Origin of the sequence: Brevundimonas sp. (genome assembly GCF_036659295.1) — a bacterium.
Lineage (GTDB): Bacteria > Pseudomonadota > Alphaproteobacteria > Caulobacterales > Caulobacteraceae > Brevundimonas.
The window spans coordinates 1-17,560 of record NZ_JAVXCU010000026.1 but is presented as its reverse complement, the minus strand read 5'-3'; the positions used below and the strand labels follow the sequence as shown (position 1 = coordinate 17,560).

Annotated in this window: 17 protein-coding genes and 2 riboswitches; of the genes, 3 read left to right on the top strand and 14 right to left on the bottom strand. The window is 61.6% G+C overall.

From position 1 onward, the window contains the following. Positions 1-126: 126 nt before the first annotated feature. Positions 127-1,515 carry a threonine synthase gene (thrC, locus tag RSB01_RS06820; RefSeq protein ID WP_332625221.1) on the top strand — a complete coding sequence of 463 codons (1,389 nt, stop codon included), beginning with the start codon at positions 127-129 and terminating at the stop codon, positions 1,513-1,515. Here thrC and RSB01_RS06815 read toward each other — a convergent pair. The 6 genes from RSB01_RS06815 to RSB01_RS06790 form a co-directional block, all read right to left on the bottom strand. Beyond that, positions 1,505-1,996 carry an NUDIX hydrolase gene (locus tag RSB01_RS06815; protein WP_332590157.1) on the bottom strand — a complete coding sequence of 164 codons (492 nt, stop codon included), beginning with the start codon at positions 1,994-1,996 and terminating at the stop codon, positions 1,505-1,507. The genes thrC and RSB01_RS06815 overlap by 11 nt on opposite strands. Next, the gene (locus RSB01_RS06810) at positions 1,993-2,706 is read right to left on the bottom strand and encodes a hypothetical protein (RefSeq protein WP_332625219.1); all 714 of its coding nucleotides are present in this window, start codon (positions 2,704-2,706) and stop codon (positions 1,993-1,995) included. Before RSB01_RS06810 ends, RSB01_RS06815 begins: the two co-directional genes overlap by 4 nt. 36 nt (positions 2,707-2,742) lie before the next feature. Continuing rightward, the gene (locus tag RSB01_RS06805) at positions 2,743-2,931 is read right to left on the bottom strand and encodes a hypothetical protein (RefSeq protein WP_332590159.1); all 189 of its coding nucleotides are present in this window, start codon (positions 2,929-2,931) and stop codon (positions 2,743-2,745) included. An 83-nt stretch (positions 2,932-3,014) separates the two neighbouring features. Further along, complete coding sequence (locus RSB01_RS06800; RefSeq protein WP_332590160.1) at positions 3,015-3,962, bottom strand: homoserine kinase; 948 nt, start codon at positions 3,960-3,962, stop codon at positions 3,015-3,017. A gap of 6 nt (positions 3,963-3,968) precedes the next feature. After that, positions 3,969-5,699 (bottom strand): homoserine dehydrogenase, encoded by a 1,731-nt coding sequence (locus tag RSB01_RS06795; protein WP_332625218.1) that lies wholly within the window; start codon positions 5,697-5,699, stop codon positions 3,969-3,971. 126 nt (positions 5,700-5,825) lie between these two features. Continuing rightward, on the bottom strand, positions 5,826-5,954 hold the full coding sequence (locus RSB01_RS06790; protein ID WP_332591028.1) for a hypothetical protein: 129 nt from the start codon (positions 5,952-5,954) through the stop codon (positions 5,826-5,828). A gap of 192 nt (positions 5,955-6,146) precedes the next feature. After that, a riboswitch (SAM riboswitch) is annotated at positions 6,147-6,262 on the top strand. 86 nt (positions 6,263-6,348) lie between these two features. Between RSB01_RS06790 and RSB01_RS06785 the strand changes: the two genes are divergently transcribed. Both RSB01_RS06785 and metB read left to right on the top strand, forming a co-directional pair. After that, complete coding sequence (locus RSB01_RS06785; protein ID WP_332591027.1) at positions 6,349-7,416, top strand: homoserine O-succinyltransferase; 1,068 nt, start codon at positions 6,349-6,351, stop codon at positions 7,414-7,416. Continuing rightward, positions 7,413-8,591 carry a cystathionine gamma-synthase gene (gene metB, locus RSB01_RS06780; protein ID WP_332591026.1) on the top strand — a complete coding sequence of 393 codons (1,179 nt, stop codon included), beginning with the start codon at positions 7,413-7,415 and terminating at the stop codon, positions 8,589-8,591. Before RSB01_RS06785 ends, metB begins: the two co-directional genes overlap by 4 nt. Before the next feature lie 69 nt (positions 8,592-8,660). Here the strand turns inward: metB and RSB01_RS06775 are convergent, their stop codons facing one another. From RSB01_RS06775 to cyoD, 8 genes are all read right to left on the bottom strand, one after another. Further along, entirely contained in the window at positions 8,661-10,460 is a 1,800-nt protein-coding gene (locus RSB01_RS06775; protein ID WP_332591025.1) for a methyl-accepting chemotaxis protein, read from the bottom strand. Positions 10,461-10,560: 100 nt separating this feature from the next. Further along, on the bottom strand, positions 10,561-11,388 hold the full coding sequence (locus tag RSB01_RS06770; RefSeq protein ID WP_332591024.1) for a sulfite exporter TauE/SafE family protein: 828 nt from the start codon (positions 11,386-11,388) through the stop codon (positions 10,561-10,563). After that, positions 11,385-12,419 (bottom strand): tRNA dihydrouridine(20/20a) synthase DusA, encoded by a 1,035-nt coding sequence (gene dusA / locus RSB01_RS06765; RefSeq protein ID WP_332591023.1) that lies wholly within the window; start codon positions 12,417-12,419, stop codon positions 11,385-11,387. Before dusA ends, RSB01_RS06770 begins: the two co-directional genes overlap by 4 nt. 84 nt (positions 12,420-12,503) lie before the next feature. Next, complete coding sequence (gene thiC, locus RSB01_RS06760) at positions 12,504-14,312, bottom strand: phosphomethylpyrimidine synthase ThiC (protein ID WP_332591022.1); 1,809 nt, start codon at positions 14,310-14,312, stop codon at positions 12,504-12,506. A gap of 89 nt (positions 14,313-14,401) precedes the next feature. Then, a riboswitch (TPP riboswitch) is annotated at positions 14,402-14,520 on the bottom strand. Between the two features lie 60 nt (positions 14,521-14,580). Then, the gene (locus tag RSB01_RS06755; RefSeq protein ID WP_332620021.1) at positions 14,581-15,117 is read right to left on the bottom strand and encodes a response regulator transcription factor; all 537 of its coding nucleotides are present in this window, start codon (positions 15,115-15,117) and stop codon (positions 14,581-14,583) included. Positions 15,118-15,122: 5 nt separating this feature from the next. Then, positions 15,123-16,439, bottom strand: coding sequence for an ATP-binding protein (locus RSB01_RS06750; protein WP_332591971.1), 1,317 nt, complete (start codon positions 16,437-16,439; stop codon positions 15,123-15,125). Positions 16,440-16,456: 17 nt separating this feature from the next. Beyond that, positions 16,457-17,230, bottom strand: coding sequence for an SURF1 family protein (locus RSB01_RS06745; RefSeq protein ID WP_332591972.1), 774 nt, complete (start codon positions 17,228-17,230; stop codon positions 16,457-16,459). Between the two features lie 10 nt (positions 17,231-17,240). Next, positions 17,241-17,560: cytochrome o ubiquinol oxidase subunit IV (cyoD, locus tag RSB01_RS06740; RefSeq protein WP_332625215.1), on the bottom strand; the 320-nt coding region annotated here is incomplete at its 5' end.

Sequence of the window (17,560 nt, the reverse complement as noted above, 5' to 3'; positions counted from 1 at the left end):
TTCGCGACCCGAAATCCACACCTTGCCCGCAATGGGCATCTTCTTGCGTCAAATGCGGGAATTTTCATTCCGCGACGCAACATTTTCCATGACGCGCCTCGTTACGAAGTCTAGGAATGCAGCATTATGACTGCATCCGCCGACCGATACGTTTCGACCCGCGGCCACGCCGCCGATGAAAACTTCGCCGACGCCCTGCTGCGCGGCATCGCCCCCGATGGTGGCCTGTATATGCCCGCCGCATGGGCCACCATGCCCGCGGACATTACCCAAAAGGGACGCACCTATGCCGAGATCGGCCGCGATGTCCTGACACCCTATATCGGTGCTGCGCTACCTGCTGGTGCGGTTGAACGCGCCCTCAAACGTCTGGTTGATGGCTTCGACCACCCGCTGGTGACACCTCTGGTGGAACTGGAAGCGGGCCTGTTCGTGCTGGAACTGTTCCGTGGCCCGACTGCTGCGTTCAAAGACCTTGCCATGCCATTGGTCGCCGCCTTGTCCGACGAGGCACTGGCCGCATCGGGCGAAACCCTGACCCTTTTGACCGCCACCAGCGGCGATACAGGGGCCGCCGCCGTGCGCGCCTTTGCCGGTGCCAAGCGCATCAAGCTGATCGTTCTGCACCCGCTGGACCGCGTCTCGCCAATCCAGCGCAAACAGATGACCACAGTTCAGGCCGACAACGTGCTGAACCTTGCCGTGCGTGGTGATTTCGATGACTGCCAGCGTCTGGTAAAGATGCTGCTGGGCGATGAATCCTTGCGTGAAAAGGGCCGTCTGTCCTCGGTGAACTCGATCAACTGGGGCCGTCTGGCGGGCCAGATACCCTATTATGTCTCGGCCACGGCCCAACTGGGTCAGGCCGCGCATTTTGTGGTGCCAACCGGCAATTTCGGTGATGCCTTTGCCGGTATTGCGGCCAAGAAGATGGGCCTGCCGTTTGCGGGCATGACCGCTGCCGTCAACCAGAACGATGCCCTCGCCCGCGCCATCAATGACGGCGTTTATGACCGCCGCACCGCCGTCGAGAGTGCGAGCGTCTCTATGGATGTTCAGGCCCCGTCGAATTTCGAGCGCCTGGTGTTCGAGGCCAGTGGCCGCGATATCGACCTGACCCGCCAGTTGTTCGAGGATTTTGCCAAGAACGGCACGGTCACCCTGCCCGACAGTTTGCTGGCGTCTCTGCGCAAGGAAACCTCGGCTGTCTCGGTGGATGAAGCCACCACCGCCGAAGAAATCCGTCACGCCTATAAGGCCTGGGGTCGTATCGTGTGCCCGCACACTGCCGTCGCGCTTCATGCCGCGCGCAAGATGGACCGCAACGGCGCACCGGTCGTGGCGCTATCCACCGCTCACCCATCCAAGTTCGGCGGCTATGTCGAAAGCGTTCTAGGGATCACGCCTGAACCGGCCCCCGTGATCGCCGCTCTCGGTGACCAGCCTGAACGCCTCAGCGTGGTCGATAACGACTATGCTTCGGTGCTGGAAACCGTCAGCGGGTTCAGCGCCTAACCGCCTTATAAAACATCAGGGCCGACAGGGTAAAACCGTCCTCGATCTGTCCGTCCGCAATCAGGGCGGGCAGATCGGACAACGGCACCAACCGCATCCCTTCCGCCTCGTCATCGGGCGGCATCCGCGCCATATCGACCGAAATCTGCACCGCAAACACCGCCACGCGAGAGCGCAAAATCCCCGTATTGGCCCGCACATGGCCAATCGGCTGGAAAGCGTCGAGCGGCAGATCATAGCCCGTCTCTTCACGCAGTTCGCGGCGGGCACAGGTCACCGCATTCTCGCCCACATCGCCAAAGCCGCGCGGTATTTCCAGCGTCAGCTCCATATTCTGTGACGGTCTGCGCATTTCCAGCAGCAGCAACCTATCGCCCACCACAGGCAGGACCACCGCGCCCTCGCCCTTGGTGTTTTCCTTGATGATGTGGAAGTTGCCTTCCTTCACCACATGAAACCACGGGTTCTCGTAAACAATCATCGGATTTCGATCCCCATGGATTGGGTCAGCCTCGGATAGAGGCCAAACCAGTTCTTGCGTGTGGCCCATTTGAACGAGGTGTCCTGAAGTTTGTCCTCGACGAAACTGGCCGCTTCATCAGTCAAGAACTCGACCAGTTGTCCGGTTCCAAAGGCCGTCACCAGATCAAAGCCCTTTAGCGCATATTCGAACCATTTGCGCTGTTCACTCAGGGCCGCAGCCCCCACGCCCAGATGGAGCAAGGCGGCTGGAACCTGACCTAGAACCGGTATCCGGTCCATGACAAAGGCCTCGCTCGAAGCGACGAACAGGCCGTTATAACAGGCGTCGATCACCTCCATTTTGAAACCCGCAGCCTGCTCGCCCAGTTGTTGCTCGCTGGCGCGATACCACAATGAGCGCGACATCAGATCGGGAGCCATGACCTCCAATTCCGACAGGCACAGCTCGGGGCGCGCCTGTTTCCATTGCGCGAATTCGGGCGAAGCCAGAATGGCATCGGTCAGGGCGCGTGCATGCAGGCTGACCGGACTATAGACTGGCTTGAGACGCTTCAGTGTGCGGTCGATACCGCGCAAGTCCGATTTGAACTGCGCCAGATCCAGTTGCGACAGATCGCCTTTGCTGGACTGGAAACGGGTCAGGAAATGGTGGTCCGGCAGGTTGTCGAAATAGTCTTCCAGAGAATCCGGCGCCATCTGGCCCGGCACACGGATAACCAGTCCACCGCGCCCTTCCTTGCTGCCCTACCACAGCTTCAGCATGCTGTTTTCCAGCATCGAAGCCATGCCCGCATTATCCAGCAGCAGGTTCGGCGTCAGGATCGCGCCTTTGGACAGGGCGATCGACATGGTGAAGCGCTTTTCCAGCTCCAGCGGCGATAACCGGCGCACCGGATCGCAATTGGCCAGAAACATCTTTTCTTTGAACAACATGCCTTAACCCCATACGCACTCTATCAGTATGGGGGTCAGGCCTTATGGTCCAGCTTCAGTTGCGGGAATGGATCAGGTGGGTCTCAAGCCAGAGCCGGTGTGCGCCACCAGTCCATGCGCCGCCAGAACGGAGCCGGATCTTTCGGGGTGACGAAATGGGCCGGATCGTGGAACAGGCGGTCATGCAGGCGCGTCAGCGTAAAGCGGACCGCTGCGGCCATGCCCAGTTCGGGCAGCAGGGTTTGCTCCAGATCCGTCAACGGGCGAACCGCTTCATAGCCCTGACGGAAGGCCCTGATCGCCTCGGGATCAGCCCTGCCCTCGGTATCAAAATCCCATGCCGACAAGGCAATGGCCAGATCATAGGCCAGCGCACCGTTACAACCGAAATAGAAGTCGATCACACCACCGATGCGATCCGCGTCAAACAGCACGTTATCGGGGAAGTAATCGGCATGGATGGCCCCTTGCGGCAAAAGCGCCGGATCGAACAACCGTGCCAGATCGGGCATTAAACGCTCGATCTGGTCCAGCATTTGGCGATCCTCGCCCGTCGCACGCTCGGCACTACGAGCAGCCAATTCGCGCCAGCGTGCAGGGCCAACCGGATTGTCACGTCGGCCCGTATAGTCCCGTCCTGCCAGATGCAGTTCGGCCAGCGTGCGCCCTGCCAGATACTGGTCGGCCAATGTCGGGGCTTTGCGCCACGCGCCCGCCGCCCATTCCACCAGCGCCGCCGGACGACCTTTCAGCTCGCCCGACAGTCGTCCGTCCAGATCGGAAACTGGCGAAGGCGTGGCAAAACCCTTGGCACCAAGATGCTGCATCAGGCCCAGACAGAAGGGCAAACCCTTCTGCTCTTCCGCCCCTTCGAAAAGGGTCAGGACATAGGCCGCATCGCGTGTGCGAACACGATAGTTCGTGTTCTGAACACCTTCTGCAATCGGCGTGAATTCAATCACCTCCGACACAGGCCAGGCTTTCAGAAAAGCCTTGGCCTCGACCTCCAATACGGGCGTAAAAACAGCCATTTAGTCTTAAACCAGCTCTACCGCTGCGCGTCGTGCCCGTACGATATCGGCGACATCGGCCAGCACGCTTTCCGTGGTAGCCCAGCGTCCCGCGCCACGTCCCTTGCAGGCCCAGACACGACCGTCAGCACCAAAGACTTTGAGCGCATTACGCTCGCCGTTCAAGGACTGGAACAGGGCATCTTCAAGCGCATCGTTCAGACGCACCGAGGCGTCCAGATCACCCGCCTTGTCAAAACAGGCACCGATCTGGCGCACCGGCGACGCGCCCACCTCGGTCTGCGCCGACAGGGCATCGCACGGCACATCGCTTGGCACCTTGCCAAAGGCTTCATAGGACAGAAGCTTGACCTTGGCGGCGGCATCGCGGCCTTCCAGATCGGACGACGGATCTTCCTCGGCAAAGCCTGCGGCGCGGGCATCGGCCAGAGCATCGGCAAAGTCGGCACCTTCACCCAGACGTTGCAGCATGAAGTTGACCGTACCGTTCAGAACGGCCTCGAAACCGGCCACCGGACCTGCAGCGCGAGCCGCACGCAGCGTCTCGATCATCGGCGAGCCGCCACCGACCGAGGCCGACCATGCGACACGCGCACCATTTTCCGCCGCCAGTTGTTGCAGACCTGCCGGATCGAGGGCCACGGCCTGTTTGTTGGCGCTGACCACATCCACGCCCTGTGCCAGAGCGCGGCGGATCAGGTCGTGACCGGCCTCGCCTTCGGACAGGGCCTCGATCACCAGATCGGGTTTCTTGGCCAGCAGGGCATCGACATCATTGCTGAACAGTTCGTGCGGGGCATCGACATCGCGGCGCTTGAACGGATCGCGCACCAGAACACCGACCACTTCAAAACCGTTATCCCACAGAAGGCGGCTCAGCAGGCCACCGCCCACAACACCGCAACCTGCGACAACAACCTTGAGCGGAGCCTCGGCACCGACCGGTCCCGGAGGCGCATTGTGATGGCCGACCACCGTGCCCTCGGCGCGGCCCAGAGCGGCCACCTCGATGGAAACATCGCGGGCCTGCGCCAGATCGATGGCGTCATGCTGGACCAGTGCGCCGCCAAGCTGGCGCGCCGTCTCCCAGCTGGCACGGCGATAACGCTGCGGCGTACCCGATGCACAGGCCGGATCGCGGTCGTAAAGACCGTCCACGTCCTTCACCAGACGCACCTTGTCCAGACCCAGTTCGGCGGCCAGAACCACCGCCGACAGGTCCGAACCGCCACGGCCCAGAAGCGCCACACGGCCACAGTCACGCACAGCCCCAAAGCCCGGCACCACAACCACTTCGTGTTGCGCCAGAGCTTCACGCAGCTTGTTGTTTTTCAATGCCACAGGACGGGCATGTTGCAACGGCCCCTCGGCCGAAATCCCCAGTTGCTGCACCGACAGACCCACAGCATCCAGCCCCACACGATCACAGGCAATCGCCACCAGAGCCGCTGCACGCTCCTCGCCCAGAACCACATAGGCCGGCAGCAGTTCGTTGTCGTGATCCAGACCCAGCAGGCGCGCTTCCGACAGCAGTTTGTCCGTCTCGCCGGCAAGTGCCGAAACCACGGCCACCACTTTGCGGCCACGGCGCACATGGCTGTAGATCTCGCTGGCCACGGCAGGCGCATCGGCAGGGCTTTTCAGCACCGAGGAGCCAAACTTCAACACCACAACCTCGGCATCGAGCTGGACTTGCGGTTTCTGGTTTTCTGCGACGAGGGCGAGAGAGGCGGACATGGGTTTTTCCTGTGGTCGGGGAGTGCGTGGAGAGGGTGGAGGTTAGGATCGGGACATAAAAAAACCCGCCTCGGGTGACCGGGCGGGGTGATCGGGTTTCTTGCTTTTCGCCTGATTTGGCGCGCGTCAACCTGTCCCCGCCCTGGTGGGCATGGTGGTGGTACCGGTAGTGATAATGGTGGTCATGGACGTGCCGAAGCCCATCGCCGTTGCGGCGACGAGGATCAGTTCAGTGCTGTCGATGCGTTGCATCACGGCGTACATCCAGGGTTTGTTCAAGTTGGCCTTAGGGTGAGCGACGATGCTGCATCGCGTCAACCCCTTATTCGAATAATTTTTCAAAAAGACGCTTCAGGGGATCATATTCGTCGCGCGAACGCTGATCACCCTTCAAATGAGGTGAAATTTTCCACTTGACCCGCGCTCCTGCAAACATCAGTTTGGTTTCACTCATCAAGACCAGCCGAGGGATTAGGCCCTTTGACGCTGGGGCAACCATCGGGTTCCGCCCGAAACGGTGCCAACTCCTGCGGGGTTCTGAAAGGGACCGCGAGAGATGGGTGGAGCGTCGGTAAGGCGACGCGCCACAGGTCTGTCACTGCACGGGTTTCGGGAATGAGCCGGAACTTTTGATTGCGTGACGAGACCCATGACCTTGGCCCTGATCCAGACCGACGAAACCGCTGCCGACCCTTCGTGTCGTCCTGCGTCCGCACGCCGCCCGTCGGCCCTGCTGCAACGCGAGGGTGCTCACGACGTCTATGTTCCGATCCCTGACGATTTCGAACTCGATTTCGGCGGCAAGCTGACCCAGAAACAGGTCGTAGGCCGCCTGCATGGCAAGCCCAATGCGCCATTGGTTGTGGTGGCAGGCGGCATTTCCGCCGACCGTTATGTCCACCGCACCGAAACCAAGGGTCTGGGCTGGTGGTCGGGAGCTGTCGGCGTTCGCGCCCCGATCGACCTAACCCGTTATCGCGTTCTAGCCTTTGATTTCGCACCTGAATTTGGCGAAGGCATCAGCCAGCCCCAATCCCCCCTGACCATCACCACCCAGGACCATGCCCGCCTTCTGGCGCTGTTGCTGGACCATCTCGGCGTGGAAAAGGTCGCCGCCTTTATCGGCTGTTCCTATGGCGGCATGATCGCGCTGGCCTTTGGTGAGATCTATCCCGACTGGGCCCAACAACTGGTGGTCGTGTCTGCCGCCCACCGCCCGCACCCGCTGGCGACGGCATGGCGCGGTATCCAGCGCCGCATTCTGGAACTGGGTCTGGAAACCGGACGTGTGGATCAGGCCATCGGTCTGGCCCGCGAACTGGCCATGACCACCTATCGCACCCCCGAAGAATTCGACGCCCGCTTCGATAACGAAGCCCCCAGCCATGCGGGACAGGCCTATCCGGTGTGCGACTATCTGAAGTCGCGCGGCAAGGCCTATCGCGACCGCACCACGCCGCAACGCTGGCTGACCTTGTCGGATTCCATCGACCGTCACCGCGTCGAGCCGGAGGCCATCACCGCCCCCGTCACCCTGATCGGCTTTAACAGCGACCGTCTGTGTCCCATCGAGGACATGAAGGAGCTGGCCGCGCGCCTGCCGAACCTTTGGCGGTTCGTACAAGCCGATTCCCTTTACGGCCACGACGCCTTCCTGAAGGAAGACAAGTTCGTGGGCGATATCCTGACCTCAGTTCTGAAGGACGTAGACCAATGACCCGCGCCCGTACCGCCGATCCCCGCACCATTGCCGCCCGTCACGGCGTCGATACGGACACGGCGCACGGCTCGGTCATGCCGCCGCTATATCTGTCGTCCAACTACTCGTTCGCGGGCTTCGACCAGAAGCGCCAGTACGACTATTCACGCTCGGGCAACCCCACCCGCGATGTGCTGGCCGAAACCCTTGCCGAACTGGAAGGCGGCGCAGGGGCCGTCATCACCGCCACCGGCATGGCCGCCGTTGACCTGCCGCTCAGCCTGCTGTCGCCGGATGATCTGCTGATTGCGCCGCATGACTGTTATGGCGGCACGCACCGCCTGCTGTCGGCCCGCGCCCGCAAGGGTCATTTCCGCGTCGCCTTTGTTGACCAGAATGACGGGGCCGCCCTGGATGCAGCCCTTACCGACGGGGCCAAGCTGGTTCTGGTCGAAACCCCGTCCAACCCGCTTTTGCGTGTCAGCGACATCGCCGATATCAGCCGCCGCGCCCATGCGGTCGGGGCCAAGGTGGTCGCCGACAACACCTTCCTGTCGCCCGCCCTGCAAAACCCGCTGGCTCTGGGCGCAGACATCGTCGTCCACTCGACCACCAAATACATCAATGGCCATTCGGACGTCGTCGGCGGCGCGGTGATTTCCGCCGATACCGAGGTGCATCAGGAACTGGCATGGTGGGCAAACTGCCTAGGCATTACCGGCTCGCCGTTTGATGCCTATCAGACGCTGCGCGGCCTACGGACCCTGTTTGCCCGTATCGAACGCCAGCAGGCCACAGCCACCAAGCTTGCCGCCATTCTGGAAGCCCACCCCGCCGTTGCCGCCGTCCACTATCCGGGTCTGAAATCGCATGCCGGCCATGAGCTTGCAGCCCGCCAGCAGCGCGGCTTCGGGGCCATGCTCAGCTTTGAAGTGGTGGGCGGGACCGATGCGGTCTGCACCATCATCAACCATGTCGACATCTTCACTCTGGCGGAATCGCTGGGCGGTGTCGAAAGCCTGATCGCCCATCCGGCCACCATGACCCACGCCGCCATGACACCGGAGGCCCGCGTCACAGCCGGTATCACCGACGGCCTGATCCGCGTCTCTGTAGGGCTGGAACACGAGGACGACATCATCGCCGATCTGGTCCCCGCACTGGATGCCCTTCTGGTCAGTCAGGCGGCCTGATACCCCGCCCAAAACAGAAAAAGCCCCCGACCTTACGGACGGGGGCTTTTTTCATGGGCGACTGGCCGGTCAGGCGGCAGCGGCCATATCCAGCAAACGCTGGCGGCTGATTTCAAACTGGCGCATCAGGCGATCCAGTTCGACCGCATCCTGAGCCAGAGAGCGGCTGGCCGCAGTCGATTCCTCGACCATGGCCGCATTCTGCTGGGTGACCTGATCCATCTGGCTTACCGCCATATTGACCTCGGCCAGACCCGTCGCCTGTTCCTTGGAGGAACCTTCGATCTCGACCACAATATGGGTCAGGCGTCCGATTTGGTCGGCAATACGCTGCAACGCCTCGCCAGTCTGGTTGACCAGAGTAACCCCCTGCCCCACCTGCTGGCCCGATGCCGAGATCAGGGTTTTGATTTCCTTGGCCGCATCTGCTGAACGCTGGGCCAGTGCGCGTACCTCGGAGGCCACCACGGCAAAGCCGCGACCGGCATCACCCGCGCGGGCCGCTTCAACACCGGCGTTCAAAGCCAGAAGGTTGGTCTGGAAAGCGATTTCGTCGATCACACCGATGATGTCTCCGATCTTGCGCGACGAGGCCTCGATCTGGTCCATAGCGGCAACAGCACGGTTCACCACCTGCTGGCCGTCCGTCGCCTGATCGTGCGACAGGCGTACCATGGTGCCCGCCTCGTGGGCCCCGTCAGCCGAGCGGGCGACCGTGGCTGTGATCTCCTCGACCGCCGCAGCGGTTTCTTCCAGCGAAGCGGCCTGTTGTTCGGTTCGGCGCGACAGGTCGTCCGAGGCTTCGCTGATCTGCTGGGCGGCGGCACCGATAGCGGCGGCACGATCCATAATCACGGCCACAGCCGATTCCAGTTTTTCGGCAGCACGGTTGAAGTCGCCCTTCAGCCCCTGCGCCTGCTCGTTGAACTCGGCAGTAATCCGGTGCGTCAGATCGCCATTGGCCAGTGCGGTCAGGCCCACGGCCAAGGCACCGATCGCCACAGCATCCTCGGCGTCCGACTTGGCTTTTTCAGCCTCGTTACGCTCGCGCTCTTCGTCGGCCATACGACGGGCCATGGCCGCATCCTCGGCCAGGCGCTTGTTCTCGATGCCCTGCTCACGGAAGGTCACAACCGCATCGGCCATGGCCCCGATCTCGTCGCGACGACCGACCGCAGGAACCACCACATCCAGATCACCATGTGCCAGACGGTCCATAGCACGGGTCATGTCCACAACCGGTTTGGACAAGACCGCAATCAGCCACAGAGCCGCCGTCATGGCGATCGCCAGAGCCAGCAGGCCGCCAACGACAAATGCGATATAGACGTGGGTGAACGCCTTGTTGCGCGCTGCAAGACTGGCCGTATGCATGGCATCCAGACGCTTGACGACACCTTGCCCTACCTGACGCACGCCGCTGATGCGGCCCTTTTCGGCCACGCTGGCGACGACGGCGGCGTGAAGCGCGGGATCTTCGGCCTCGGCCATCATCTGGCGGGCTTCGGCGGTAAAGGCCTCACCGGCTTGGGCAAAGCCTTTTTGCTCTTCGAGGAAGGCACTATCGCTGTCCGCAGCGGCCAGGTCGGTCAATGCGCCCGTATAGGCCACAGCATATTCGTCAAAGCTCTTTTTGAACTCGGGGTTCAGAGAGGCCACATAGCCCCGCATGCTGAGCTGCTGGTTCAGGATCGCGGATTCAATCTCGCTCACCGCCGCGAGCAAACCCTGTGTTGTCGCTTCCTGATGGTCTGCCCGCTGAATGGCCAGAACGGAGAACAATACCAGCAGGGTTGCCGAACCACAGGCGGCTATAATCGCCGCATAGGACAGAACCAATTTCTTGGGAACGGACAGATTTTGAAACACAGGGGGTACTCGGTAAGCACAATGTTAATTGTGCCGCTTTTAGCCCTACAAGGGTTTACAAAACTTAGCCGTTCGCTGCGTAATTCTACGCAAAACGCGCTCAAACCAGCGCTTTTATGACCACCAGCGCCGCCGTCACCAACAGATAGACAGCAAAGGCGCGGCGCAGCATTTTACGGTCCAGCCGGTGCGCCAGACGTGCGCCATAGGGCGCTGTCCATGCCGTCAGCAAACCCATAATGATGGCCGCCGGAACATTGACATAGCCCAGTGTCAGGGGCGGAACCCCCGTCTTGCCCAGACCGAAAATGACATAACCGAACGAAGCGGCCGCCCCGATGGCCAGACCAAAACCCGAAGAGGTCGCCACAGCCTGATGGATCGGACGCCCGCACAGGGTCATGACCATGCCGCCAAAACTGCCGCCGCCAACCCCCATCATGGCGCTGAGCGTACCGATGATGCTGGCCGTGATCCGTCTGCCCCACCCGGTCGGCAGGTCTTTGCGGATCGTCACCCGCTCTGGCAACAAGCCCATCTGGGCGGCGATGAACAACAGGCAGAAACCGTAAACAATCGCCAGTGCCGACATGGGCGAACCACCGGCAATGAACGCTCCGACCAGACCGCCAAACGCCACCCACGGCGTCCATGTTTTCAGGACCACCTCATCGACAGCACCATGCTGGCGATGTGTGGCCAGAGAACGCAGAGAGGTTGCGACAATAGTCAGAAGGCTGGTGCCGATGGCGACGTGCAGATTGCTCTCGCCGCCAACACCCAGCACGGAAAACGCATAAAACAGGGCGGGCACCAGAACCGTGCCACCGCCCACACCGAACAGGCCCCCGATCACACCCGCAACGGCTCCGGCCCCCACAAGGGCCACCAGCATCATCACTAGTTCGGAAACCGGTACGCCGCTCACGCCGCGTCTTCGTTCTGATCAGCGTCCTGCTGGAATCGCGCTTCGGCTTCGCGCACGGCGTCGATAGCGCGCTCCAGCACTTCCACACCTGCGCCCGCCTTTACGCCCTCGACCGTCAAGATACGGCGGAAGGCCCGCGCGCCGGGGCGACCATGCATGGAGCCCAGCAGATGGCGCGTGATACCGGCCAGATTGAGCCCCCGCTCCAACTGACCAGCGATATAGGGCTTATAGGACTCTAGTGCATCAAAGATGTCGGTGTCAGTGGTATCGTCTTCATAGATCAGGCGGTCGGCCTGCCCCAGCAGCGACGGCTCGTGATAGGCCGCGCGGCCAATCATCACGCCATCCAGCGCCACCCCGTCATAGGGTTGCAGCAGTTCCAGCGCCTGTTCCAGCGAGGCAATGCCGCCATTGATGCCGATGGTCAGATGCGGGCGCTCTTTTTTGAGGCGCTTGACCAGATCATAGTCCAGCGGAGGAATGTCGCGGTTTTCCTTGGGCGACAGACCCTTCAACCACGCCTTGCGGGCATGGACGGTAAAGTCGGTAATGCCCACGGCGGCACAGGCATCGACCGTGGCGAACAGGCTCTCGAACGGATCCTGATCGTCCACGCCGATACGGCATTTGACGGTGGCGGGTACCGAGACGGCTTCCTTGATGGCGGCCATGCACTCGGCCACCAGTTCCGGCTCCTTCATCAGGCAGGCCCCGAAGCGACCCGACTGAACGCGGTCGGACGGGCAGCCAACGTTCAAATTGATCTCGTCATAGCCGTAACGCTCGCCCACCTTGGCAGCTTCAGCCAGCTGTTTCGGGTCAGAGCCGCCCAGTTGCAGCGAGATCGGATGTTCTGCATCCGAGAAGCCCAGCAGATAGTCCTGATCGCCATGCAGCACAGCCGGCGCCGTCACCATCTCGGTATAGAGCAGGGTCCGGCGCGACAGGGTGCGGTGGAACGCACGGCAGTGGCGGTCGGTCCAGTCCATCATCGGGGCAACGGACAGTCTGTGGGCGGGATGTTTCATCAGGCTCGGCAAAAGGCAGAAAGGTTACGGCGACCCTATACGCGACAGGGCCGCCGCAACCAAGTCAGGCCTTAGGTTTGGGCCTTAGGCAGGTTCTTTCACCGCCATGTAGAGATCGCCACCGTCACGGTACTTGGCTGACATCTCGGCCATACCGTCCTTGGCCCTGGCGGAATCGCGGATGTCGTGGCTGATCTTCATCGAGCAGAATTTCGGCCCGCACATCGAACAGAAATGCGCCACCTTGTGCGCTTCCTTGGGCAGGGTCTGGTCGTGATAGGAACGGGCCGTTTCCGGGTCCAGCGACAGGTTGAACTGGTCCTCCCAGCGGAACTCGAAACGGGCGCGCGACAGGGCATCATCACGCACCTTGGCCGCAGGGTGGCCCTTGGCAAGGTCGGCGGCGTGGGCAGCGATCTTGTAGGTGATGACCCCCACCTTCACATCGTCGCGGTCGGGCAGACCTAAGTGTTCCTTGGGCGTCACATAGCAAAGCATGGCCGTACCGAACCAGCCGATCATGGCCGCGCCGATGCCCGAGGTGATGTGGTCATAGCCCGGCGCGATGTCGGTCGTCAGTGGGCCAAGCGTATAGAAGGGGGCTTCGCCGCAAACCTCCAACTGCTTGTCCATGTTCTCCTTGATCTTGTGCATGGGCACATGGCCCGGCCCTTCGATCATCACCTGACAGTCGTGCTTCCACGCCACTTGCGTCAGTTCGCCCAGTGTTTCCAACTCGGCGAACTGGGCCGCATCATTGGCGTCGGCAATCGAGCCGGGGCGCAGGCCATCGCCCAGCGAGAACGACACGTCATAGGCACGCATGATCTCGCAGATTTCCTCGAAATGCTCGTAGAGGAAGCTCTCGCGGTGATGATGCAGGCACCACTTGGCCATGATCGAGCCACCGCGCGAAACAATGCCGGTGACGCGGTTGGCGGTCAGGTGGATATATTTGAGACGCACCCCCGCATGGATGGTGAAATAGTCCACGCCCTGCTCGGCCTGTTCGATCAGGGTGTCGCGGAACACCTCCCACGTCAGGTCCTCGGCGATGCCGTTGACCTTTTCCAGCGCCTGATACAGCGGCACCGTACCGATCGGCACCGCCGCGTTACGGATGATCCATTCGCGGATATTGTGGATGTTGCGTCCGGTGGACAGGTCCATCACCGTGTCTGCACCCCAACGGGTGGACCAGACCAGTTTCTCGACCTCCTCGGCCATGGTCGAGGTAACCGCCGAGTTGCCGATATTGGCGTTGATCTTGACCAGGAAGTTGCGGCCGATGGCCATCGGCTCAAGTTCAGGGTGGTTGATATTGGCGGGGATGATGGCGCGGCCACGGGCGATCTCGTCGCGCACAAACTCCGGTGTCACATAGTCGGGTACCGACGCGCCAAAGCTTTCGCCGTCACGGACCAGTGCCTCGTGCGCCTGCTGGCGGCCAAGGTTTTCGCGGATCGCCACGAACTCCATTTCCGGCGTGATGATACCGGCGCGGGCATAGGCCAACTGGCTGACCGCCTTGCCGCCTGTGGCACGGCGCGGCGTGTTCTTGACCGGAAACTCCGGCGTCATTTTTTCCGGCGAGACAAAGCCGTTATCGGCGGGCTGTACCTCGCGGCCTTCATAAAGCTCGCTGTCGCCACGCGCTTCGATCCAGCTTGTGCGAAGACGTGGCAGGCCGCGTTCAATGGCAATCTCTACGCCGGGGTCCGAATAGGGACCGGAGGCATCATAGACAGTGACCGGCGGCTCGTTGGCGGTGGGGTGCACCGAGATTTCGCGCATCGGCACGCGGATATGCGGGTGGATCACCCCCGCCTTGAACACTTTTTCGGACGCCGGAAGCGGTCCCGTCGTGACGGTGAGTTTAGGGGTAGCAGACATGTCAGGCTCCTTGCCCGAAGGCGTTGGAGACCCAGCACGAAGGGTAAGGGGAATGGTGGCCAGACGGATTCCACCCGCAAGGGTGACGCGCAAAGGCAACCGCACCGTCCCTACGCCAGTGTGAACTGGATCAGGTTCATAGGGTCACTGCGCTGGCTTGCGGCCTAGCAGAATCTCAGCCCCTTGCGGGACCCCCCTGGTGAGACCTTGGTCTTGGGATGGGCCGCGACCTTTGTCAACCAATGGTTGCCTGATCAGGAGACGCCGCTCAGGTGACGCGGCGTTTTTCCAGTTTTCGCGCCAGCGTGCGTCTGTGCATGCCCAGACGCCGTGCGGCCTCGGAAATATTGAAATCCGTTTCCGCCAAAGTCTCGTGGATGCGCTCCCACTCCAGCGTCTTGATGGAGGTCGGACGCGCCGTGATCTGCGCGTCGGGATCACCGTCGCCCTTGTGGAAGGCCGCCTCGATTTCATCGGTGCCCGCAGGCTTGGCCAGATAGTGCCGCGCCCCCAGCTTGATCGCCTCGACCGCCGTAGCAATGCTGGCAAAACCGGTCAGCACCACAATGATCATGTCGGGATCGAATGCATGCAGGGTCTGCACGCAGGTCAGGCCCGACGAGGTGCCCAGCTTCAGGTCCACCACAGCATATTGCGGACGGTGATGGTCCAGCACCAAGGCCATGTCTTCAGGGGAGCGCGCCGACATGACCTGATAGCCCCGTCGCTCGAACGAACGGCGCAGAGTGCGGGCAAAGGATTCGTCATCCTCGACGATCAGCAGCGTGGGGGACGCATCGGGCATGTCTGTCATTTCGGTGCCAAGGCCTCTCTGGGCAAGCGTAACCTGATCTGTGTGCCACCCTGTTTCAGGTTCTGGGCCTGCACCTCGCCGCCCAGTGTCCGCATGACATTGACCAGCAGGAAAAGACCCAGACCCGATCCGGCCTTGCCCTTGGTGGACTGATAGGGCTGACCCAGATGTTTCAGAATGTCCTCGGGCATACCCGGTCCGTTATCGGTGCAGGTCAGGATCAGGACTTCCTGATCGGCGACAGCATCCAGTACCACCTCTGACGCACCGGCCTCTGCGGCATTATCCATCAGGGCGCTCAACACCTGTTTCAGGGCTGGATCGGCAATAATGGACGGATTGAGCGGCGACGGGCCATGCAAATGGATGTTGAAATCATGACCCACACGTTCGCGCCATTCGTCCACCACCTCGTGCAGGAAGTCGGACAGGCGGCGGATAACCGGCGACTCTCCGCGCGCCGCACCGGCCGCCATCAGAATATTGGTGACGATGGTTTTACAGCGCTCGACCTCGGCCTGCATCTGTTCGACATCGGCCAGAAGCTCGCTGTCGGCACGGATGGTCTTGTCGTGTTTCCAGTCGCCAAGGATCACGCTGAGCGAAGCCAGAGGCGTTCCCAGTTCGTGCGCGGCGCCCGAGGCCAGCAGCCCCATACGCACAATATGTTCGTGCTCGGCCGCCTGCTGGCGCGTTTCGGCCAGCCATGCATCGCGGGCCTGTACGTTGCGGATGGTGCGGCTGGCAAAGGCCGCCAGCAGCACCGCGATCAGAATGAAATTAATCAGCGAGCCCTGAGCCAACAGCCCCAGTCGGGCATCGGCTCCGTCCGGCAATGGCATGGGCCGGTGAAACAGGGTCAGAAAGGCCAGAACCGCGCTGGTCCCCAGCACAAAGGTCCACACATAGCGACGCTTGAGCAGGACTGCCGCCAGCACGATCTGCATCACAAACAGGGCCGAGAACGGGTTGGTGGCCCCGCCGCTGAAATACAGCAGCCATGCCAGTGCCGCAGCATCACTGCACAGGGAGATGAAAATCTCGCCGTCCGACACCGAGCGACGGCGCAAGACCAGAGGCAGGCTGACCAGATTGAGGATCACCAGTGCCAGCGGCGCCAGCAACAGCCAGCCCAGCGGCAGGGCAATGCCGAACCCCCAATGCACAACGGCAATGGTCAGCGCCTGTCCCACCACGGCGAACCAGCGCAGCTGGATCAGCAGCAGCATATTGCGCCGCCCAGCCGCACCGGGGGCAAGGGTGTTTTCGTCGGCCTGACCTGTCAGCAGGTCAAACAGCGATCCTTTTTTCATTTCTCCGGCCTGCTTTCTTACGCGCTGCGTCCGTGTCGACGGCGCTCGCGCAGAACCAGTACCATGCCGAACAGGCTACCCGCTGCAAGGCCAAACCACGTCAGGGCATAAACCAGATGGCTGTTGGCAAAACGCACAACCGTCAGCCCCGCACGCGGGAAGGCATCGGGGGCGCTGTTTGCGTCAGGCTGGGCGTCGATGAAATAGGATACGACATCGCCGCTCACCCCGCGTGCAGCCAAAATCGCTTTGACCTCGCGGGCATACCAGTTGTTCCCGGCCGGATCATTGTCGCGCATGAAACCGCTATGGCCTTCGTCAAGGCGCAGCAAGCCCGTTACGGTCACCTGTTCGGGGGCCTTGGGGCGGGTGTCCGGGGACTTCATATCCGCAGGTACAAAGCCGCGATTGACCAGCACCGTAAAGCCCCGATCGGTTTCCAGCGGTGTCATGATCCACCAGCCCGGTCCCAGATCGCTGACGGCCTTTACAGGCGTTTCAAGATCGTGCCGGAAACGGCCCGAAGCCTTTACGCGCAGATATTCGTGATCGTCACGCGTGATGGTGACATCGGGGGCCGGAGCCTCGACAGGGGCCGCATGGATGCGGTTGTCGACCCGCTCGATCAGGGCGGTTTTCCACGCCAGACGCTGTACCTGCCAGATGCCCAGCCCCATGAAGCCGGCAAACAGAAACAGGAAGACCGTCACAACCATAATGCGCCAAAGGCGGCCACCTTTCGGATGACCGCCTTCTAATTGCGCGGACGGGATGCGTGAGCCTTCCGTCATGTCATGATCCTCAGCCCATACCCTGCATGGTGTGGACCGGCATCATATTGGTGTTCAGGTGCCACATGACCCAGATCGAGCCGGCCACCGCGATCACCACGATAATCAGCGTGAAGATCAGGGCCAGCATGTTCCAGCCACCTTCCGACTTGGAGTTCATGTGCAGGAAATAGACCATGTGCACCACCATCTGGATGGCCGCAAAGGCCACAATGATGATGGCCGTGGCCTGAACCGGCAGAACGCCCGTCATCACCAGTGCAAACGGAATAGCCGTCAGCACAACCGAGGCGATGAAGCCGATCAGATAGTCCCGATAGGAACCATGAT

Coding starts and splice junctions, on each gene's coding strand:
- thrC (WP_332625221.1), top strand. CDS start 127: ATGACTGCATCCGCCGACCGATACGTTTCGACCCGCGGCCACGCCGCC.
- thiC (WP_332591022.1), bottom strand. CDS start 14,312: ATGTCTGCTACCCCTAAACTCACCGTCACGACGGGACCGCTTCCGGCG.
- metB (WP_332591026.1), top strand. CDS start 7,413: ATGACCCGCGCCCGTACCGCCGATCCCCGCACCATTGCCGCCCGTCAC.
- RSB01_RS06795 (WP_332625218.1), bottom strand. CDS start 5,699: ATGTCCGCCTCTCTCGCCCTCGTCGCAGAAAACCAGAAACCGCAAGTC.
- RSB01_RS06745 (WP_332591972.1), bottom strand. CDS start 17,230: ATGACGGAAGGCTCACGCATCCCGTCCGCGCAATTAGAAGGCGGTCAT.
- dusA (WP_332591023.1), bottom strand. CDS start 12,419: ATGAAACATCCCGCCCACAGACTGTCCGTTGCCCCGATGATGGACTGG.
- RSB01_RS06805 (WP_332590159.1), bottom strand. CDS start 2,931: ATGTTGTTCAAAGAAAAGATGTTTCTGGCCAATTGCGATCCGGTGCGC.
- RSB01_RS06755 (WP_332620021.1), bottom strand. CDS start 15,117: ATGCCCGATGCGTCCCCCACGCTGCTGATCGTCGAGGATGACGAATCC.
- RSB01_RS06800 (WP_332590160.1), bottom strand. CDS start 3,962: ATGGCTGTTTTTACGCCCGTATTGGAGGTCGAGGCCAAGGCTTTTCTG.
- RSB01_RS06815 (WP_332590157.1), bottom strand. CDS start 1,996: ATGATTGTTTACGAGAACCCGTGGTTTCATGTGGTGAAGGAAGGCAAC.
- RSB01_RS06750 (WP_332591971.1), bottom strand. CDS start 16,439: ATGAAAAAAGGATCGCTGTTTGACCTGCTGACAGGTCAGGCCGACGAA.
- RSB01_RS06785 (WP_332591027.1), top strand. CDS start 6,349: ATGACCTTGGCCCTGATCCAGACCGACGAAACCGCTGCCGACCCTTCG.